Source organism: Microbacterium sp. DT81.1 (genome assembly GCF_049844955.1).
GTDB lineage: Bacteria > Actinomycetota > Actinomycetes > Actinomycetales > Microbacteriaceae > Microbacterium.
This window is the reverse complement of the sequence record NZ_JBNCMA010000003.1, coordinates 503,505-521,933: the sequence shown is the minus strand read 5'-3', so window position 1 is coordinate 521,933 and position 18,429 is coordinate 503,505. Positions and strand designations below refer to the sequence as shown.

Genomic DNA, 18,429 nt, shown 5'->3' with positions numbered 1-18,429 from the left:
GGTCCGGTCTACCGGGAGTTCCGTGCTGTCGGGTTCGGCGGAGGTATCGATGGTGGCATCGTATCGCCCGCGTGCAGTCGTGTCCGGTCGGTCGGGGGCTGCAGGAGGCCGAGCTCCGTCGCGAATGCCCGGGTGCGGTCGGCCATCGCCGCCGGAACCTCCGCCACCGTGAAGTGACCGCCCTCCTGCAGGCGCTCGAATCGGCGGAGGTCGCGGTAATAGTCACGGGCGATGGACTCGGGGTTGTCGGCTTCGTGGCGCTGGATGAAGACCGCCGCCGGGACCTCGACGCGAGGCATCGGGCCCGGCTGATCGGCGCCCTCGTAGTACGGCCTGAAGGAGGAGCCGATGCTCTGCGTGACCCAGTAGATCATCGCCTCGGTGAGGATGCGATCCCTGCTGATCCGCCGCTCGACAGATTCCGGCTGCCCGGGCGGTGTGTCGCTCCATTCGACCAGCTTCTCCGCCAGCCAGGCCAGGACGCCCGCGGGTGAGTCGTTGAGGGCGGCAGCGAGCGTGTCGGGTCTGGTCGCCTGGATGTGCCCGTAGCCTCCGTCCGTCCCATGTGCGGCCGCGAGGCGGTCGAAGAACGCTCGCTCGGCCGGGTCGGTGAGCGCGTCGCGCTCCTCGTTCGAGGGGAAGTGCGCATGCGTCACCAGAACCCCCGACACGGCCTTCGGATGCGTGGCCGCGAGGAGGTCGTTCACGTTGGCCGAGACATCCTCCCCGTAGGTCAGGTACCGCTCGTAGCCGAGCACCTCGGTCATCAGCGCGTGCATGGTGTCGGCCAGGCGCTGCTCGGTCATGGGGCCATCGGCGTACGGAGGGGAGAACGCGAAGCCGGGGAGGCTGGGGATCACGACGTGGAAGTCGGGCAGGAGATCTGCGAAGCCGAGCTGCAGCGAGAACAGGTGCGGCCAGCCGTGCATCACCAGCAGGGCCGGCGCATCCGCTCGAGCGGCTCGGGCGTGGACGAAGTGGATGGTCGCATCGCCGACCTCGGCCGTGAACTGCGGATGCTGGTTGAGCCACGCCTCGCGGGCGCGCCAGTCGAACTCGCGCCACCCGTCGACGAGCTGCCGCAGGTACGCCGCCGACATGCCGGATCGCGGCTTGCGAGGCGAGTCCGGCAGCAAGCGGGTCCGCGCCAGGCGATCCCGCAGATCCTCGAGCACGGCATCCGGTACGTCGATCAGAAACGGCTGCATCGACGCAGGCTACGCGCGGCCTCCGACATGCTCGAGGGCCGCGGCCATCAAGGCGTTGGTGCGGGCGAGGATCGGCAGTTCTGCGTTGGCCAGCGCGGTGACCGTCACGCCCGTCCCGACATCGTGCAGGCTGCGCGCCGTGGTTCCGTAGTCGGAGCCGGACAGCGACAGCATCCCGTCATCGAGCCACAGACCTCGCCCGTAGCCGCGGCCCTCATCGGCGTCGGGACTGACGGGCTCGCGCATTGCGTCGACCAGCTCGGGCGGCAGGACGGCTCCGGCCGTCAGGGCTCGCCAGAACCGCTGCACGTCGGCTGCGGTGGTGTACGCACCGCCGTCCCCGGAGGCGACGACGGGCAGGTCGAAGATGTTGCTGCGTCCATCATCCTTGTAGCCCGTCGCCGTGTTCGGCGGCAGGGCGTCGGAGCGCGGGAAGCCGCTGTGCGCCATCCCCGCCGGGTCGAAGACGCGCTGAGTCACCAGTTGCGCGTACGGAACTCCGCTCACCCGCTCCGCGAGCAGGGCCAGCACGACATAGCCGCCGTTGCAGTAGGAGAATCGTTCGCCGGCGGGAAACTTCGTCGGGTAGCCGTCGAGGATCGGAAGGAAGGCCGGTGTGGAATCGAGCGCCTGCACCGGCAGGGCGAGCGGAGCGAACTCGTCCTCGTCCTCATCGAGGTAGTCGCCGATCCCGGATCGGTGGCTCAGCAGATGGTCTATCGTGACGTCGTCCGCGATGAGTGGGAGGTCGGACCCGAGGATCGTGCGAGCGCGGGTCTCGAGCGTCAGCGAGCCGTCGGCTACGAGGGAGAGCACCGCGGCGGCGGTGAATGTCTTGCTGCCGCTCGCGATGGAAAACCGGGTGAGGGGGGTGTTCGGCACGGAGTGCACGCGGTCGGCGAGCCCCACGGCCCACTCCCCCAGCACCTCGTCGCCGTGATGGGCGCTCACGACTCCCGTGAAGCCGTCGAGGACGCCGTCGGGAAGCTCCATCGTGGCGGACCTCGAGCGGTCAGGCGCTCTTCTTGGTGCGCGCGAGCACGACCGTCGGTGCGGCGCCGTCCTCGACCGACGCCCGCGTGATGATCACCTTGGCGACATCGTCGGCGGAGGGGACGTCGAACATGATCGGACCGAGCACGTCCTCGAGGATCGCCCGGAGGCCCCGAGCGCCCGTCTTGCGCAGCACTGCCAGGTCGGCGATCGCGCGCAGGGCGTCACCTTCGAACTCGAGGCTCACGCCGTCGAGCTCGAACATGCGCTGGTACTGCTTCACGAGTGCGTTGCGCGGCTCCGTGAGGATTTCCATGAGGGCGTCCTGGTCGAGCGGCGTGACGGAGGCGACCACAGGGAGGCGGCCGATGAACTCCGGGATCAGCCCGAACTTGTGCAGGTCTTCGGGCAGCACGTCGGCGAACAGGCTCTGATCGTCGTCCTTGTCGTGCAGCGGGGCGCCGAAGCCGATGCCGTGCTTGCCGACCCGGGACGAGATGATGTCCTCGAGCCCGGAGAACGCCCCGGCGACGATGAACAGCACGTTCGTCGTGTCGATCTGGATGAACTCCTGGTGCGGGTGCTTGCGCCCGCCCTGCGGGGGCACGGAGGCGACGGTGCCCTCGAGGATCTTCAGCAGCGCCTGCTGCACGCCCTCACCGGAGACGTCGCGGGTGATCGAGGGGTTCTCGGCCTTTCGGGCGATCTTGTCGACCTCGTCGATGTAGATGATGCCCGTCTCGGCGCGCTTCGTGTCGAAGTCGGCCGCCTGAATGAGCTTGAGCAGGATGTTCTCGACGTCTTCACCGACGTAGCCCGCCTCGGTGAGCGCTGTGGCGTCCGCGACCGCGAACGGCACGTTGAGGCGCTTGGCGAGGGTCTGCGCGAGGTACGTCTTGCCGCAGCCCGTGGGGCCGATGAGCAGGATGTTGCTCTTGGCGATCTCCACCTCATCGGCGCGCTGCTCGGCGCTCTGGATCGTGCCGTGGGCCCGGATGCGCTTGTAGTGGTTGTAGACCGCGACCGAGAGTGCGCGCTTGGCGGCCTCCTGGCCGACGACGTACTCCTCGAGGAAGGAGAAGATCTCGCGCGGCTTCGGGAGGTCGAAGTCCGACACGACGCCGGTGGCCGATTCGGCCATCCGCTCCTCGATGATCTCGTTGCACAGCTCGACGCACTCGTCGCAGATGTACACCCCGGGGCCGGCGATGAGCTGCTGCACCTGCTTCTGGCTCTTGCCGCAGAACGAGCACTTGAACAGGTCGGCGCTCTCACCGATGCGAGCCATGTGCTTCCTCCTCGTGAAACCCCCTGCTGGGAGTGCTCTGAGCCTAATCGCTGGTCTCGACATCGGGTGGTATTTCCACGGACTTGTGGAGTAACGCCCTGAGAACGGCGGATGCCTCGGCCCAGCCCTCGCGGGAGGGCGGGCCGAGGCATCCGGGGTCTTGCTACTTGCCGATCGCGGCGGGCATGCGCTTGCGCGTCGTCAGCACCTGATCGATGAGACCGTACGTGACGGCCTCTTCGGAGGAGAGGATCTTGTCGCGGTCGATGTCGCGGTTGACCTCCTCCGGCGTGCGGTTCGAGTGCTTCGACAGCGTCGACTCGAGCCACGTGCGCATGCGCAGGATCTCGGCCGCCTGGATCTCGATGTCCGACGCCTGACCGTGACCGGCCTCGCCCATCGCCGGCTGGTGGATCAGGATCCGGGCGTTCGGAAGTGCCAGCCGCTTGCCGGGGGCGCCGGCCGCGAGCAGCACGGCGGCGGCGGATGCCGCCTGGCCGAGCACGACGGTCTGGATCTGCGGAGACACGTACTGCATCGTGTCGTAGATCGCCGTCATGGCCGTGAACGAGCCGCCGGGCGAGTTGATGTACATGATGATGTCGCGGTCGGGATCCTGGCTCTCGAGGACGAGCAGCTGGGACATCACGTCGTCGGCCGACGCGTCGTCCACCTGCACGCCGAGGAAGATGACGCGGTCCTCGAAGAGCTTGTTGTAGGGGTCCTGACGCTTGTAGCCGTAGGCGGTGCGCTCCTCGAACTGCGGCAGGATGTAGCGCGATCCGGGTGCCTGCAGGCCCTGGTGCGCGACGCCGCCATTCGCGAGGCCCTGTGCGGCCGTACCGAAGGTGGGGATGTTCATTCTCGGGATTCTCTCTTTCGCCTTCGGTCAGCTCGCGGTCGTGCCGGCGCCGCCGACGACGTCCAGGGCGTGCTCGCGGATGTGGTCGACGAAGCCGTACTCGAGCGCCTCGGCGGCGGTGAACCAGCGGTCGCGGTCGCCATCCTCGTTGATCTGCTCGACGGGCTTGCCGGTCTGAGCGGCGGTGATCTCGGCGAGGCGGTTCTTCATGGAGATGATGAGCTGGGCCTGCGTCTGGATGTCGCTCGCGGTGCCGCCGAAGCCACCGTGCGGCTGGTGCAGCAGGACCCGGGCGTTGGGGGTGATGTAGCGCTTGCCCTTCGTGCCGCTCGTGAGCAGCAGCTGGCCCATCGAGGCGGCCATGCCGATTCCCACCGTGACGATGTCGTTCGGCACGAACTGCATCGTGTCGTAGATCGCCATGCCCGCGGTGATGGAACCGCCGGGCGAGTTGATGTAGAGGAAGATGTCCTTCTCTTGGTCCTCGGCGGCGAGCAGGAGGATCTTCGCGCAGATCTCGTTGGCGTTGTCGTCGCGCACCTCCGAGCCCAGCCAGATGATGCGGTCTCTCAGCAACCTGTCAAAGACACTCTGTGCGACCAGTGGTTCGGCCATCTTTGCTCCATTTCGTAGTACGTCTGGAACGAATCTACCGGCGGGGATCGCGGCGTCCGGCCGTGTTCGCCGTGGGCATAGATCCGCGCCCCGGCGGCCCGCGAGGACGCCGCGGGAGTCGTCACGCACGTTCCAGTGGCGGCATGTTCCCGTGGCGGCGGGGATGACAAAGGGGCGGATGCTGCGGCGTTCACCGCGGCATCCGCCCCTCTCTTGTCGCTTCGCGACTACTTCTTCTTGGGCGCAGCCTTCTTCTTGGCCGGCTTCGCCGCGGGCTCCTGCGCGGCGGGCTCCTCCGCGGTGTCTGGGGACGCGGCGTCGGTGTCGGCCGCGGCATCCGCGATCTCATCCGCCTCGGTGACGACGTCCTCTTCCGCGGCGGCCTCGTCCTCGAGGGCGACGAAGCCGGCGAGGTCGACGGGGGCACCGTTGGTGTCGACGACGTTGACGCGGCTGAGCGCCACGGCGAGGGCCTTGTTGCGGGCCACCTCACCGACGAGCGCCGGCAGCTGGTTGTTCTGCTGCAGCGTCTCGACGAACTCCTGGGGGGCCATGCCGTACTGGGCGGCGGACTGCACCAGGTACTGCGTGAGCTCCTCCTGCGAGACCTGCACCTTGGCCTGCTCGGCCACGGCGTCGAGCACGAGCTGCGTGCGGAACTGCTTCTCGCTCGCCTCCGTGACCTCGGCGCGGTGCACGTCGTCCTCGAGGCGTCCCTCACCCTCGAGGTGGTTGTGCACCTCGTCCTCGATGAGCTGCGGCGGCACCGGGATGTCGACCTGCTCGAGCAGGGCGTCCACGAGCTGGTCGCGCGCGGCCGCACCCTGCGTGAAGGTCGACTGCTGGGCGACGCGCTCGCGCAGGCTCTCGCGGAGCTCGGCGATCGTGTCGAACTCGCTGGCGATCTGAGCGAAGTCATCGTCCGCCTCGGGAAGCTCGCGCTCCTTGACGGCCTTGACGACGACGGTGACCTCGGCCTCTTCACCGGCGTGGTCGCCGCCGACGAGCTTCGAGCGGAAGGTGGTCTCCTCGTCCGCGGTGAGGGAGTCGATGGCCTCGTCGATGCCCTCGAGCAGCTCGCCCGAGCCGAGCTCGTACGAAACGCCGTCGGCGCGGTCGATCTCGGCGCCGTCGATCGTCGCGACGAGGTCGAGCTCGACGAAGTCGCCGGTCGCGGCGGGGCGGTCCACCGTGACGAGCGTGCCGAAGCGCGCACGGAGGCGGTCGAGTTCCTCGTCGATCGCGGCCTCGTCGACCTCGATCGCGTCGACGGTGAGGGTGATGCCCTCGTAGGCCGGGAGCTCGAAGTCGGGACGGACGTCGACCTCGACGTCGACGAGCAGGTCGCCGGAGAAGTCCTTCTCGTTGGGCCACTCGATGATGTCGGCGGACGGACGGCCGATGACCTTGACGTCGTGCTCGGCGACGGCGGCACGGAAGAACGTGTCGAGTCCCTCGTTTACGGCGTGCTCGATGACCGCGCCGCGGCCGACGCGCTGGTCGATGATCGGGGCGGGAACCTTGCCCTTACGGAAGCCGGGGATCTGGATGTCCTGAGCGATGTGCTCGTAGGCATGCGTGATGCTCGGCTTGAGGTCCTCGGGGGTGACCGTGATGTGCAGCTTGACCCGGGTGGGGGTGAGCGTCTCGACGGTGCTGTTCACCATGCTTGTTCGTTCTCCTCGATGTTTTCCCGGCACGCACGACGCGACCGGGTGAAAGGTCTTGGGATGGTTTTCGAAGGCCGTGCCGTCGGGGCGACAGGATTTGAACCTGCGGCCTCCCGCTCCCAAAGCGGGCGCTCTACCAAGCTGAGCTACGCCCCGGGTGGTGGTGTCCGTGCGCACGCGCGGGCACAAACAACCCGTCAGAGTCTAGCCGACGGGCATCCGAGGGTTGCGACATCCGCGGTTCTGGGGTGTTGGCATGCACGAAGCTCGGAGAATGTCACGAACTTCGGCGCATTCGTGGCTGAGACGCCGAGGAAGGGGCGCTTCTCCGAACTTGGCGCGGGCTGTCCGAGGCACGGGCGGGTCATGCCATAAGATTGTGGATGCCGCGGCTCGCCGCTGCGGGGATGTAGCTCAATGGTAGAGCCTCAGTCTTCCAAACTGATGGTGCGGGTTCGATTCCCGTCATCCCCTCCACGTCACCTCTTGCAGCCATCACGAAGCGATCAGCAGCGCCCCAATCCACCAGACGATGAGCCCGAGGACGATCGCCCCGAGCGGGTAGATGAACGCGAGACGCCGCTTCACCAGGGCGACGATGCCGAGCACCACGCCGACGATCGCGAGGACCGGCGGCCCGTAGACGCCCAGCGCGAAGCCCACCGTGTTGGGGTTGCTGTCCACGGCCCACAGCAGCGAGGCCAGGAAGAGGGCGGCCGCTAGGCCGAGCGAGACGAGCATCAGAAGGATGGTGGCGATGATGTCCCCTGTCCTCGCGGCCGGTCTGCGCGGGGCGGAAGTCGGTCCGGCGGTGTTCGCGGTCATCGAGAACCTCCCTGTTCGTTGTCGTTGATGCTAGTGCTCGGGTTCAGCGCTACCGTGGGCCATGGAATCGTGTTGAGCACGAGAACTCGCGGGTCAGAGGGGGCGCATCATGGCGAGAGGTTCCAGCGCGTCGGCCGCGAAGGAGAGCCGGCAGCCCAAGCCGCCGAAGCTGCCTCGCAAGCCGGCATCCGCGCTCGCGGAGCGGTACACGACGGTCGACGGCTTCAGCGTCTTCTACCGCGAATCTCCCGACCCGACGCCGGACGCCCGCGTGATGATGCACGTGCACGGCTTCGGGCTCTCCGGTCGCTACCTCCTGCCGACGGCACAGGTGCTGTCGGACGAGTTCCACACCCTCGTTCCCGACCTCCCGGGGTTCGGTCGCAGCGCCAAGGCGGGCGCGCTGCTGGACGTGCCCGACCTCGCGCACGCCGCCGCCCGGTTCCTCGACAGCATGGGCATCGAGAGGGCGACCCTCGTCGGCAACTCGATGGGATGCCCGGTGATCTGCGAGTTCGCGTACCGGTACCCCGAACGCATCGACCGGGCAATTCTGGTGTCCCCCGCCGGCGGGCTCTACAACCAGCCGCTGCGGCGCGCGATGGCACAGCTCACCAAGGACGGTCCGCGCGAGCCACGGAAGATGGTGACTGTCGCCACCCCCGACTACCTGCGCTTCGGAGTCCCGAGCACATTCAAGATGTTCAAGGCCCTGACCGAGTACCCCACGCTCGAGCGCCTTCTCGCGCTCACCATCCCCACCCTGGTCGTGCTCGGGGACCGGGACCCCCTCCTGCCGGGGCCGGAGCGCGTCAAAGAGGTCGCGGCGCAGACGGACAATCATGTGCTCGTGGTGCGGATCGAAGGCGCCGCGCACGCCATCAACTTCAGCCATCCCGGCGAGCTGTCCAACGTCATCCGGCTGTTCATGGAGGACAAACCGATCGTGGATGACCCCGACTCCCCCGGCCAGGCGACCGTGTACGAGATCCACCGAGGAACGTACCACCCGCCGGCGCAGGCTGGTTAGGACCGCTCCAACACCGCGTGGAATCGCTCGGGAAGCACCACGTTCTCCGGCGCGCCGCGGAAGAGCGGTGCCACCTGGTCGGGCGTGTACCCGGCGATGCCGCATCCGACCTCGGTGACGAGGAAGCGCAGTTCCGGATGCTGGGCGGCGAAGTCGAGGAAGCGCTCGACGCCCTCCGCCATCGTGGGAAGCCCGCTCATCGTGTCGATGCCGTACGACTGGCCCTGCAGCCCGTCGCCCTGGCCCCACACCGCGCCGAACCGCTCCACAGCGGTCGCCGCCGCACCTGCCCCGTGCGCACCCGATGCGTTGGAGCCGAACACGAAGATCTCGCCGGGTCGAAGCGTCTCGATTCTCATGGCGGCAGGGTACGCCCGTTTCTCAGGTCGAGATCGAGAATCCGCCGTCTGCCTTGAGCAGCTGACCCGTGACCCAGCGACCCCGTGGCGACACGAGGAAGGCCACGACCTCCGCGACGTCGGCGGGCCGGCCCAGCCGTCCCCCCGGCTGCATTCCCGTGAGCGCGGTGCGCACCTCGTCGTCCATCCACCCCGTGTCGATCGGGCCCGGGTTGAGGGCGTTCGCGGAGATGCCGCGCGGACCCAGCTCGCGGGCGGCGGAGATCACGATCCTGTCGAGGGCGCCCTTGCTTGCGCCGTAGGGGAGGTTGCCGGTGGTGTGATCGCTGGTGAGGGCGACGATGGCCCCGCCGCGATCGGCCTGCCGGGCGAATTCGGCGATGAGCAGCCAGCTCGCGCGCGTGTTCACCGCGAAGTGCCGGTCGAACTCGTCGACGGTGGTGTCGAGGATGCCGGACTCGACGTCCCAGGCGTGGGAGAGCACCATCGCTTCGACCGTGCCGAGCTCGTCCCGTGCGGCCGCGAAAAGCATTGCCGCGGCCTCCGGCTGTTCGAGGTCGGCGGGGATGTCGACCACCCTTGCGCCGAGGGAGCGGACCTCGTCGATCACGTCGTGGAGCCCCGCCGTCGCATCCGTTCCGAAGATCGCCTCATCGGCCGGCTGCCATCGGCTCACGGCGAGGTCCCAGCCGTCGCGCGCGAGCGAACGCGCGATGCCGGCCGCGATCCCCTGCGGACGACCCACCCCGGTGATGAGCGCAACGGGCTTCACGACGCAACCGTGGCGGCGGCGATGTGGCGGGCGGTGTGAGCGCGGTAGGTCTCGGCGTTTCGGAGGATGCCGGCGCGCTCCTGGTCGGAGAGTTCGCGGCGCACCTTGCCCGGTACGCCGGCGACCAGGGATCCGGGCGGGATGACAGACCCCTCGAGCACGACCGCTCCACCGGCGATGAGGCATCCGTCGCCGATGACCGCACCGGAGAGGATGACGCTGCCCATGCCGATCAGCGTTCCATCGCCGATCGTGCAGCCGTGCACGACGGCGTTGTGACCGACCGACACGTTCTCGCCGATCACTACCGGATGCCCGGCATCCACGTGCACCGAGACGTTGTCCTGGATGTTGCTGCCGGCACCGAGCGAGATGCTGTCGCTGTCCGCCCGCAGCACGGCGTTGTACCAGACGCTGGCCCCCTGGGAGAGGGTGACGGCGCCGATGACTCGGGCGCCCGAGGCGACGAACGACCCGGCATCCAACCGGGGGGACGCCCCTTCGAGGGCGAGGACACTGGCATCGGAGGCGATGGTCATCCTCCGACCCTAGCCGCCCGGAATCCCGGCCCCCGAACCTGTCTCCGGGGCCTGGTTAGCCCAGCCTCAGCTTGCTTGCGGAATGCCTCAGCGTGAGTAGCGTTGCACTCAGAATTCACGACCGACGCACTCCGGAGGGCGACATCATGAGCAAGACCCACACCATCTCGACCACCGCCAGCGACCCCACCGTCGCTGCTGCGGCGGCCCAGTTCCTCTCCCCCGTCGTGCTCGGGCTGCAGGCGCTGACGATCAACGGGAAGCAGGCCCACTGGCACGTCCGCGGCTCGAACTTCGTCGGGGTGCACGAGCTGCTCGACACCATCGTGGCCCACGCCGGCGACTGGGCCGACACCGCCGCGGAGCGCATCGTGGCCCTCGGCCTGCCGATCGATGCCCGTGTGCAGACCGTGGCGGCGAAGGCCAAGGCGACCGAGGTCCCGGCCGGGTTCACCAGATCCGATGAGCTCATCCGCGACGTCATCGCCGACATCGACGCGATCCTCGTCGACCTGAAGACCGCCATCGACGGCCTCGGCGAGGTTGACGTCACGAGCCAGGATGTCGCTATCGAGATCATGCGCGGCCTCGACAAGGACCGGTGGTTCCTCTTCGCCCACGTCAGCGAGTAGGCCCACGTCAGCGAGTAGGCCCACGTCAGCGAGTAGGCACGACACACGCCGAGAAGCCCGCGGGGAGCACCCCGCGGGCTTCTTCCGTTCCGTGGCGGGCGTCGCGGCTCGTTAGCCGTGCTGCAGGAAGGCCAGCACGGCGAGCACGCGGCGGTGGTCGGTGCCGGACTCCTCGAGCCCGAGCTTCTGGAAGATCGCGCTGACGTTCTTCTCCACCGCTCCGACGCCGATGAACAGGCGCTCGGCGATGGTTCCGTTGCTTCGGCCCTCCGCCATCAGCTCGAGCACATCCCGCTCCCGGGGGGTGAGTGCGGCGATGGGGTCAGGGCGGGCGGCGAGCAGCTGCCGCACCACGAGCGGATCGAGCACCGTCCCACCGTCGTGCACTCGGCGTACGGCGTCGGTGAACTCGTCGAGCGAGGTCACACGGTCCTTCAGCAGATAGCCGATCCCGCCTTCTCCCCCGGCCAGCAGCTCGCGGGCATAGACGCCCTCGACGTACTGGCTGAGCACCAGGATGCCGATGCCCGGCACCTCCTTGCGCAGCTGCAGCGCGGCGCGGATGCCCTCGTCCCGGAAGTCGGGAGGCAGCCGCACATCGAGGATCACGACGTCCGGCTGCGTGCCCCGCACCCGCGCGACGATGTCATCGGCGTCGCCGAAGGCTCCGGCCGTGACGTAGCCCGCCTCGTCGAACAGCCGCACGAGCCCCTCGCGCAGCAGCACCGAGTCCTCCACGAGCACGATGCGCAGCGGGCCTGCAGGCGGCGTCATGCCCCCAGGATAGGACGCGCTCACGCCGAGCCGACCGGCGAGAGGGGGCCTGCGGCAGCGAACCGGGGTTCTGGGGCGGAACCCGGGAGCGGGATGTGCGCCCCCACGGTGGTGGGCCCGCCCGTCGGGCTCTCGACGATCAGCACGCCCCGCAGGCCGTGCACCCGGTCCCTCAGACCCTCGAGCCCATGGCCCGGGCTCATGTGGGCACCGCCCGCTCCGTTGTCCACCACCCAGACGTCCAGCATCCACGGCGAACCGGCAGCCGGCGCGCGGAGCGCGGCCTTGAGTGCGACGCCGCTCGCTCCGGAGTGCTTGACGGCGTTCGTCAGCAGCTCGGCGACGATGAAGTACACGTTTCGAGCCACGTCCGCCCCGACCGCGGTGTCGACCGCGGGGTCGATCTCCGCCGTCACGCTCAGCGGGCTCTCGGAGGCGAGCGCCGACAGCGCGGCGGCCAGGCCGCGGTCCTGGAGAAGGGGCGGTGCGACGCCGCTGGACAGCGCTCGCAGCTCGTCGAGCGCGGCCTTGGCCTGGCCGCGGGCCTCTTGAGCGAGTCGCGTGGCTTCCTCGGTGTCACCGGATTCGGCTCGGCGCTCGAGAGCGGCGAGGTCCATCTGCAGGCGGACGAGGCGCTGCTGCGGACCGTCGTGGATGTCGCGCTCCAGGCGTCGCAGCGACACGTCCTCGGCGTGCACCGCGGCGCCCCGTGCGGCGGCCTCGGCCCGCACCTCCTGCGCCAGGGCATCCGTCCGCCAGGGGCCGAGCATCGCCTTCGCCACGGCGTGGTGCACCCACGCGAGCCCGTACAGCACCCAGGGCAACGTGACGGCGCAGATCACGCCGGCGATGAGGTACAGCGCGACCTCGACGCCCCGTGGGTCCAGACCGCCGAACAGCCACGGCAACGCCTCGGCGACGTTGTCGCCCCAGACCCCCGCACCATCGCCGCGCGGGATGAACACTCCCCAGAACCAGTACGTGAGCCCACCGAGGCTGATGCTCAGCCACGCGACCGTGAGGGCGAAGGTGATCGTGCTGATGATGGGGCTGACGATCATGCCGTGCAGCAGGTACAGCCAGTAGTGCCCGTTGCGGAGCGGACGGGTCAAAGTCATCCAGAACCCCGACGCATCCGTGCGATCGCGGTTCCAGGCGGGCTCGTCGATCGGCTCCTGGCCGGTCAGGCGCAGGAGAAATCGATCCGCGACGCCGAAGCCGCGGGCCACGAGCAGGGTGCCGACGACGATCGGCAGACCGATCACGATGGCCAGCAGCCCGATCCCCGTCCAGAACAGCGCGGCGAGCACGCTGATCGAGACCATGGCCACGACGAAGATGACGAGCAGGTACACGGCGCTGCCCGGGGTCCTCTTCCACAGCGTGCCGTAGGAAGGGATGGTTCCCTGGATCGGGGCGGCACCTGGCTGCGCCCCGCGCTGAAGCTGGGGGTCAGTGGTCATGGCGGTCATCGGTCTCTCCCTCGTGCGTCTTCAGGGCAGGTCTCTGCCCGGGTTCGACGACCAGGAACTGTCCCATCATGCCCTGGTCCTCGTGCCACAGCAGGTGGCAGTGATACATGTACGGCGTCGTCGGATCCGCGTAGTCGTCGAAGCGGACGAGCAGGCGGTAGGTGCGGTTCCACGGCAGGGCGATCGTGTCCTTGTAGCCGGCCAGGTGCGGAGGCGGCGGGGAGCCGTCGATGCTCAGGATGCGGAACTGCGTGTCGTGCACGTGGAAGCTGTGCGGCAGCGGATTCGTGTTCGTGACGCTCCATACCTCGCTGGTGTCGACGGTGGCCACGAAGTCGGTGCGCGTCATGTCCATCTCGCGGTCGTTGATGTCATGGCCCGACATCTCGAACGAGCGCTCCGCGGCGGCGGCTCCCGGGTCGGGTGCCGGCAGCGTGGCCAGCGCGGCGGGGACCTCCGGCGACGGCGAGAGGGATGCCGCGGCGCGGAGTTCGAGCACGTCGAAGGCGTCGCCTCCCGCGTGCAGGTCCGGGTTCGGGGCGTCCGAGCGCAGCACCACGGATTCGCCTGGTGCCATCCTCACCACGATCTCGGCCCGCTCCCCCGGCGACAGGGCGATGTGCTTCGATCGGACGGGAGCCGACAGCAACCCGCCGTCCGTGGCGATCAGTTCGAACGGCCGGTCATCGGCGAACGCGAAGTCGTACATGCGTGCGCTCGAGCCGTTCAGCAGCCGCAGGCGCACGCGTTCGGTCGAGACGTCGAGGTAGGGGCCGACGATGCCGTTCACGAGGATGGTGTCGCCCAGCGCACCGTCGAACTGCTCCACGCCGCCGGTGAAGCCACCGGCCTGGTTGAACGAGCGGTCCTGCACGATGAGAGGAAAGTCGTCGACTCCATAGTCGCGGGGCAGGTCCAGCGCCGCCTCCTCGTCATCGCGCACCAGGAACATGCCGGCCAGTCCCGCGTCCACCTGAGCACGCGTCTCCTCGTGGAGGTGCGGGTGGTACCAGAGCGTCGCCGCGGGCTGGTCGATGGTCCATTCCGGGTGGGCGGCCTCGCCGGCCGGAACCACTTGGTGCGGTCCTCCGTCCTGTGCGGCTGGGAGGTGCATGCCGTGCCAGTGCAGGGTGGTGGCGGCATCCAGGTCGTTCTGCAGATCGACGCGCACCCGCTCGCCCCGGGCGGCCACGAGCGTGGGCCCGAGGTAGTCGCCGTTGTACCCGAGAGTTGCGGCTTCACCCTCCGGCACGAATGCCGTGCGCGCCTCATCCGCGGTCAGCGAGAAGATCCGGATGTCGCCCTCCATGCGCGACTCCGCCAAGGCGGGAAGGCGGAGCGGCTGGGTGAACTCGACGCCACCCGGCTGCGGCGGAGCCGGCCGGAACAGGGCGGAGCAGCCGCCCAGCAGCAGGGGCAGTGCGACGCCGATCGCCGCGATCGAGGCGAGGCTCGCAGCCACAGCGCCCGGGCGGCGCGCGCCCGTCCGGGAGAGGCCCGGCGGAAGATCGCCGTCCGGTGCATCCTGGGAGAAGACAGTCGTTTCAGGCATGCATCCAGCCTCGCCACGAAGGCCCGGTTGCGGCATCCGGCGACCTGGCGGATGCGGAGGGGGGCTGTCCCCCGTTACCTGACGTGCGTCAGGCGTCCGCCGAGCGTCGTCGCAGCCACCGTCATGTTGCGCAGCTCCGGCTCGGACGCTGTCAGCGGGTCGCTCTCGCACAGCGCGAGATCGGCGATGCCGCCCGGTTCGATACGCGCCGTGCTCCCGCCCGTCCCGCCGTGCGTGGAGGCCGCAATGGCTGTCGCGATGTCGATTCCCTGGTCGGGGTGCCACGGCTCACGGCCGTCCCGCGTGCGGAAGACCGCGGCCGCGATGGCCGCCCACGGGTCGAGCGGCGACACGGGCGCATCGGAGCCGAAGAGCATCGCCGCACCGGAGTCCGCGAGGAGGCGCAGCGGGTAGGGAACCGCGGTCTGCTCGGCCCAGATGCTGTCGGTGACGTCGCGATCATCGATCGCGTGCTCCGGCTGCACGCTGGCGCCGACGCCGAGACGGGCGAAGCGAGGGATGTCGGCGTGCGCCACCAGCTGTGCGTGCTCGATGGTGCCGGTCGCCCCGCTGACGGCGAATGCGTCGAGCGCGTTGGAATTGGCCACGTCGCCGATGGCGTGGATCGCGCACGACAGACCGGCGCCCGTGGCCGCCGTCATCAGACCGAGCAGCATCTCGGGCGACACGGTGAGCATGCCGTGGTTGTGCGGATCGCCGCGATACGGCCGAGAGCAGGCGGCCGTCCGCGTGCCGAGTGAGCCGTCGGTGATCACCTTGAGTGATCCGACGTGGACGAGATCGGATGCCGCCCCGCGCACGGGATCGCCGGTGCCGAGACCCTCGGCGATGGCCCGATCGAGAAATTCGGGATAGATGCCGAACTCGACGCGCAGCGCGTCGAATCCCCCGGCCAGACGGCGGGCCCACGACCCCTCGTTCCACGCCATGTCCAGATCGACGATGCCCACCACGCCGCGGGATGCCGCATCCGCCGCCATCCGCGCGACAAGCCGGTCGCCCATGGCGGGTTCGACGTCGTTGAGCCTCCGTGAGATCTCGAAGGCGGGCGTCTCTCGCAGCAGGCCGATGCCGTCCGGCTCGTGTCCTTCCCGGCGGAGCGCCGCGGTGTTCATCCACACGCTGTGCACATCGGCGTTGATCAGGTACGTCGGGATGTCGCCCGTGGCCTCGTCGAGCACCGACAGGCTGGGGCTGTCGGGCCACAGCGCATCGCGGAAGCCGGTGCCGATCCGCCGCCCATCAGTGAGCACCGGAGCTGCGCCCATGATGCGGGCGGCGTGCGCGGCCGAGCGTGCGGAGCCGAGGTCTTCACGCTGCGCGGCGAGGGCCCACTGCACGACGTGCACGTGATGATCCCACAGCCCGGGAACGAGCCAGGCGCCCTGGGCGTCCAGCACCGCGCCCCGAGGTGTCAGGGCTCCGATCGGCGCGATGTCTGCGATGAGGCCGTCTTCGAGGAAGACGTCGAACGGACCATCGGTCGGCAGCAGTTCCCGACCACCACCGGCGATCCGCGCGTTGCGGATCGTACCGACCGTCTCGCCTGGACTCTGCGATGTGCCGGCCGTCACGACCGGTCCATCGCGTCGCGGGCGCGGCGCATCTCTGTCGCAAGACTCGCGTTGGCGTAGGGCCCGCCACCGCTGAGCTGCGCGATCACCGTTTCGACGACGTCCGGTGTCCGGTTCTGGCTGAGCTTTCGCTTGGCGACCACGCGCGTCGGTGTCAGGCGGAAGCCGACGGTGCCGCGCTCCATCCGCTCGATGAATGCGGCGTCGTTCGGGCGCTCCCACATGAGGCGAGGGTCGGGCATCCGTCCCTCGAAGCGCGCTACCAGCCGGTCGAGCACCTGCAGGTTCTCCTCCGGCGTCAGCACCTCCGGAACCCCGCTCAAGTGCGCCGACACGAAATTCCACGTGGGCACGCTCTGCACATCGCCGTACCAACCGGGCGAGATGTATCCGTGCGGACCCTGGACGACGACGAGCAGCTCCCGCTCGCCCAGCCCGTGGATCATGTCGTCCGGCTTGCCGACGTGGCCCACGACGGTCAGGTCATCGCGGTCGGCGTCCAGCAGCACGGCGTAATGCGACGCGACGAGACCATCCGGGGTGTCACTGACGAGGGTCATCCACGGGTTCCGGTCGATGAGGCGGCGGAGCTCGCCCACATCGGTCAGGGCGAAGCTCGGGTTCTGGCGCATGCTCCCAGCCTATGAGACCGCCTGGGCGCGCAGCGCCCGTCACTTCTGCCGGCCTGGGCGTGCACCGCCCGTCACTTCTGGCAGGACGGACACCAGTACAGCTTGCGCGCGCCCATCTCCTCCATCACGATCTCGGTGCCGCACACGCGGCAAGGGAGCCCCGCGCGGCGGTAGACCCAATGCCGGTCCTCACGGCTGGCCATCGCCGCCCGGTACGCCTCAGGATCCAGGTCGTCCATCGTCATCATCTGGCCCGTCTCGACGCCGATCGCGAGCAGCCGCACCCAGTCGCGCCAGAGTTCGCGGACGAGCTCCTCCGGCACCACACGCCCGGGGGTGTGCGGATCGAGCAGCGCGCGATAAAGCAGCTCGGCGCGGTAGACGTTGCCGATGCCGCTGACCACCGACTGGTCCATCAGCAGCAGGCCGATGGGCGTCGGCTTGCGGCGCACCACCTCCACGAATCGCTCCTCGCCCTCGGCCACGTCGTCGACCAGTGGGTCGGGCCCGAGCTTGGCGATCGTGGCCTGCACCTGGTCGGAGGTCTGCAGCTGGCATGCCGTCGGCCCCCGCAGGTCGGCGCAGGTGACGGCCGTCATGAGGCGCAGGCGGACCTGACCCACGACGGGGGGCGGCCAGTCGGCACCTTCATCGGCGAGGCCGGTGGTCTGCTCCGACATCCGCACGTGCACCCGCGCCCGGCGCGGCGCACCGATCGAGCTCAGCGAGTTCTCGCCCGCGTCGTCGAGGATCTCCTCCTCGAGCACGGTGCCCCGTTGATTCGTCTGTCCCATGCGCCCATTCGCCGAGGCGATCGTGGCGTCCGCGACGATCTCGCCGGCGAAGTCCCACGCGCCGTACATCCCGAGGTGCACCCGCAGCCACTCGTCGCCGTCGAACTTCAGGAACATCTGCTTGCCGACGGCCCGGGCCGAGAGCGCCTCGCGGCCGTCGAGCACGGCCGCTCCTTCGACGAAGCGGCCCTGGGGACTGTTCGCAGAGACGATGCGGCCGACGTAGTTGCGATCGAACTGGCGTGCGATGCGGTGGACGGAATGCCCTTCGGGCATCAGCCCGCCTCGGGGTCGAACGCGTCGGACGACTCTCCGCCGCGCGGCCCCGGTGCCCGAGGATCAGGCTGAAGAGCGCCATCGATCTCGTACGCGGCGATCTGCGCGATGCGGCGCGCGTGCCGCTCGTCGCCGGAGAACGGTGTCGCGATGAACCGGTCGATGAAGGCGACGGCCTCATCGAACGTGTGCTGGCGGGCGCCGACGGCGATGACGTTCGCGTCGTTGTGCTCGCGCGCCAGCTCGGCGGTCGCGATGCTCCAGACGAGGGCGGCGCGCACGCCCCGCACCTTGTTCGCCGAGATCTGCTCGCCGTTTCCCGACCCGCCGAAGACGACCCCGAGCGTTTCGATGCCGTCGGCCTGGTCGCGCACGACCGCCTGCGCGGCGCGGATGCAGAAGGCCGGGTAGTCATCGAGCGGCTCGTAGTCGAGCGGGCCGTGATCGATGACCTGGTGTCCCTGATCGCTCAGGTGGTGCATCAGCTGCGTGGAGAACTCGAGGCCGGCGTGGTCGGTCGCGATGTGGATGCGCATGCGGT

19 protein-coding genes and 2 tRNA genes are annotated in these 18,429 nt (G+C 69.2%); 3 read left to right on the top strand and 18 right to left on the bottom strand.

The genetic code is table 11. The features are described 5' to 3' along the window. Positions 1-8: 8 nt before the first annotated feature. The 7 genes from ACLQ2Q_RS11035 to ACLQ2Q_RS11005 form a co-directional block, all read right to left on the bottom strand. Complete coding sequence (locus ACLQ2Q_RS11035) at positions 9-1,208, bottom strand: epoxide hydrolase family protein (RefSeq protein WP_425820479.1); 1,200 nt, start codon at positions 1,206-1,208, stop codon at positions 9-11. 9 nt (positions 1,209-1,217) lie between these two features. After that, a complete protein-coding gene (locus ACLQ2Q_RS11030) occupies positions 1,218-2,201 on the bottom strand; it encodes a serine hydrolase domain-containing protein (protein ID WP_425820478.1) in 984 nt (327 codons plus the stop codon). 19 nt (positions 2,202-2,220) lie between these two features. Next, positions 2,221-3,489 carry an ATP-dependent Clp protease ATP-binding subunit ClpX gene (gene clpX, locus ACLQ2Q_RS11025; RefSeq protein ID WP_425820477.1) on the bottom strand — a complete coding sequence of 423 codons (1,269 nt, stop codon included), beginning with the start codon at positions 3,487-3,489 and terminating at the stop codon, positions 2,221-2,223. Positions 3,490-3,652: 163 nt separating this feature from the next. Next, positions 3,653-4,351 (bottom strand): ATP-dependent Clp protease proteolytic subunit, encoded by a 699-nt coding sequence (locus tag ACLQ2Q_RS11020; RefSeq protein WP_425820476.1) that lies wholly within the window; start codon positions 4,349-4,351, stop codon positions 3,653-3,655. A 27-nt stretch (positions 4,352-4,378) separates the two neighbouring features. Then, positions 4,379-4,966, bottom strand: coding sequence for an ATP-dependent Clp protease proteolytic subunit (locus tag ACLQ2Q_RS11015; RefSeq protein WP_425820475.1), 588 nt, complete (start codon positions 4,964-4,966; stop codon positions 4,379-4,381). Positions 4,967-5,193: 227 nt separating this feature from the next. Beyond that, positions 5,194-6,633, bottom strand: coding sequence for a trigger factor (gene tig / locus ACLQ2Q_RS11010; RefSeq protein WP_425820474.1), 1,440 nt, complete (start codon positions 6,631-6,633; stop codon positions 5,194-5,196). 85 nt (positions 6,634-6,718) lie between these two features. Next, positions 6,719-6,792: transfer RNA gene (locus tag ACLQ2Q_RS11005), tRNA-Pro, on the bottom strand. A 247-nt stretch (positions 6,793-7,039) separates the two neighbouring features. Here ACLQ2Q_RS11005 and ACLQ2Q_RS11000 point away from each other — a divergent pair. After that, a tRNA-Gly gene (locus ACLQ2Q_RS11000) sits at positions 7,040-7,113 on the top strand. Positions 7,114-7,131: 18 nt separating this feature from the next. On the opposite strand, the gene ACLQ2Q_RS10995 is transcribed toward ACLQ2Q_RS11000, so the two are convergent. Further along, positions 7,132-7,461, bottom strand: coding sequence for a hypothetical protein (locus ACLQ2Q_RS10995; RefSeq protein ID WP_425820473.1), 330 nt, complete (start codon positions 7,459-7,461; stop codon positions 7,132-7,134). A 109-nt stretch (positions 7,462-7,570) separates the two neighbouring features. Here ACLQ2Q_RS10995 and ACLQ2Q_RS10990 point away from each other — a divergent pair, with 109 nt between their 5' ends. Further along, on the top strand, positions 7,571-8,491 hold the full coding sequence (locus ACLQ2Q_RS10990) for an alpha/beta fold hydrolase (RefSeq protein ID WP_425820472.1): 921 nt from the start codon (positions 7,571-7,573) through the stop codon (positions 8,489-8,491). On the opposite strand, the gene ACLQ2Q_RS10985 is transcribed toward ACLQ2Q_RS10990, so the two are convergent. From ACLQ2Q_RS10985 to ACLQ2Q_RS10975, 3 genes are read right to left on the bottom strand one after another with little or no spacing between them, the layout of a single operon-like run. After that, positions 8,488-8,850 carry an A1S_2505 family phage non-structural protein gene (locus tag ACLQ2Q_RS10985; RefSeq protein WP_425820471.1) on the bottom strand — a complete coding sequence of 121 codons (363 nt, stop codon included), beginning with the start codon at positions 8,848-8,850 and terminating at the stop codon, positions 8,488-8,490. The genes ACLQ2Q_RS10990 and ACLQ2Q_RS10985 overlap by 4 nt on opposite strands. Before the next feature lie 22 nt (positions 8,851-8,872). Then, on the bottom strand, positions 8,873-9,622 hold the full coding sequence (locus tag ACLQ2Q_RS10980; RefSeq protein ID WP_425820470.1) for an SDR family oxidoreductase: 750 nt from the start codon (positions 9,620-9,622) through the stop codon (positions 8,873-8,875). Further along, complete coding sequence (locus ACLQ2Q_RS10975) at positions 9,619-10,161, bottom strand: gamma carbonic anhydrase family protein (RefSeq protein WP_425820469.1); 543 nt, start codon at positions 10,159-10,161, stop codon at positions 9,619-9,621. Before ACLQ2Q_RS10975 ends, ACLQ2Q_RS10980 begins: the two co-directional genes overlap by 4 nt. Positions 10,162-10,307: 146 nt before the next feature. Between ACLQ2Q_RS10975 and ACLQ2Q_RS10970 the strand changes: the two genes are divergently transcribed. Further along, on the top strand, positions 10,308-10,793 hold the full coding sequence (locus ACLQ2Q_RS10970) for a Dps family protein (protein ID WP_425820468.1): 486 nt from the start codon (positions 10,308-10,310) through the stop codon (positions 10,791-10,793). 111 nt (positions 10,794-10,904) lie between these two features. On the opposite strand, the gene ACLQ2Q_RS10965 is transcribed toward ACLQ2Q_RS10970, so the two are convergent. From ACLQ2Q_RS10965 to ACLQ2Q_RS10935, 7 genes are all read right to left on the bottom strand, one after another. Beyond that, on the bottom strand, positions 10,905-11,567 hold the full coding sequence (locus ACLQ2Q_RS10965) for a response regulator (protein WP_425820467.1): 663 nt from the start codon (positions 11,565-11,567) through the stop codon (positions 10,905-10,907). A gap of 20 nt (positions 11,568-11,587) precedes the next feature. Next, a complete protein-coding gene (locus ACLQ2Q_RS10960; protein WP_425820466.1) occupies positions 11,588-13,039 on the bottom strand; it encodes a sensor histidine kinase in 1,452 nt (483 codons plus the stop codon). Beyond that, positions 13,020-14,591: a multicopper oxidase family protein gene (locus ACLQ2Q_RS10955; protein WP_425820465.1), complete on the bottom strand. Its 1,572-nt coding sequence runs from the start codon at positions 14,589-14,591 to the stop codon at positions 13,020-13,022. Before ACLQ2Q_RS10955 ends, ACLQ2Q_RS10960 begins: the two co-directional genes overlap by 20 nt. Before the next feature lie 74 nt (positions 14,592-14,665). Beyond that, on the bottom strand, positions 14,666-16,186 hold the full coding sequence (locus tag ACLQ2Q_RS10950) for an amidohydrolase (protein WP_425820464.1): 1,521 nt from the start codon (positions 16,184-16,186) through the stop codon (positions 14,666-14,668). Then, positions 16,183-16,818: an FMN-binding negative transcriptional regulator gene (locus ACLQ2Q_RS10945; protein WP_425820463.1), complete on the bottom strand. Its 636-nt coding sequence runs from the start codon at positions 16,816-16,818 to the stop codon at positions 16,183-16,185. Before ACLQ2Q_RS10945 ends, ACLQ2Q_RS10950 begins: the two co-directional genes overlap by 4 nt. 71 nt (positions 16,819-16,889) lie before the next feature. Then, the gene (locus tag ACLQ2Q_RS10940) at positions 16,890-17,888 is read right to left on the bottom strand and encodes an Fpg/Nei family DNA glycosylase (protein WP_425820462.1); all 999 of its coding nucleotides are present in this window, start codon (positions 17,886-17,888) and stop codon (positions 16,890-16,892) included. After that, positions 17,888-18,424 (bottom strand): ribose-5-phosphate isomerase, encoded by a 537-nt coding sequence (locus tag ACLQ2Q_RS10935; RefSeq protein WP_425820461.1) that lies wholly within the window; start codon positions 18,422-18,424, stop codon positions 17,888-17,890. The genes ACLQ2Q_RS10940 and ACLQ2Q_RS10935 overlap by 1 nt, the downstream gene beginning before the upstream one ends. Positions 18,425-18,429 lie beyond the last annotated feature (5 nt).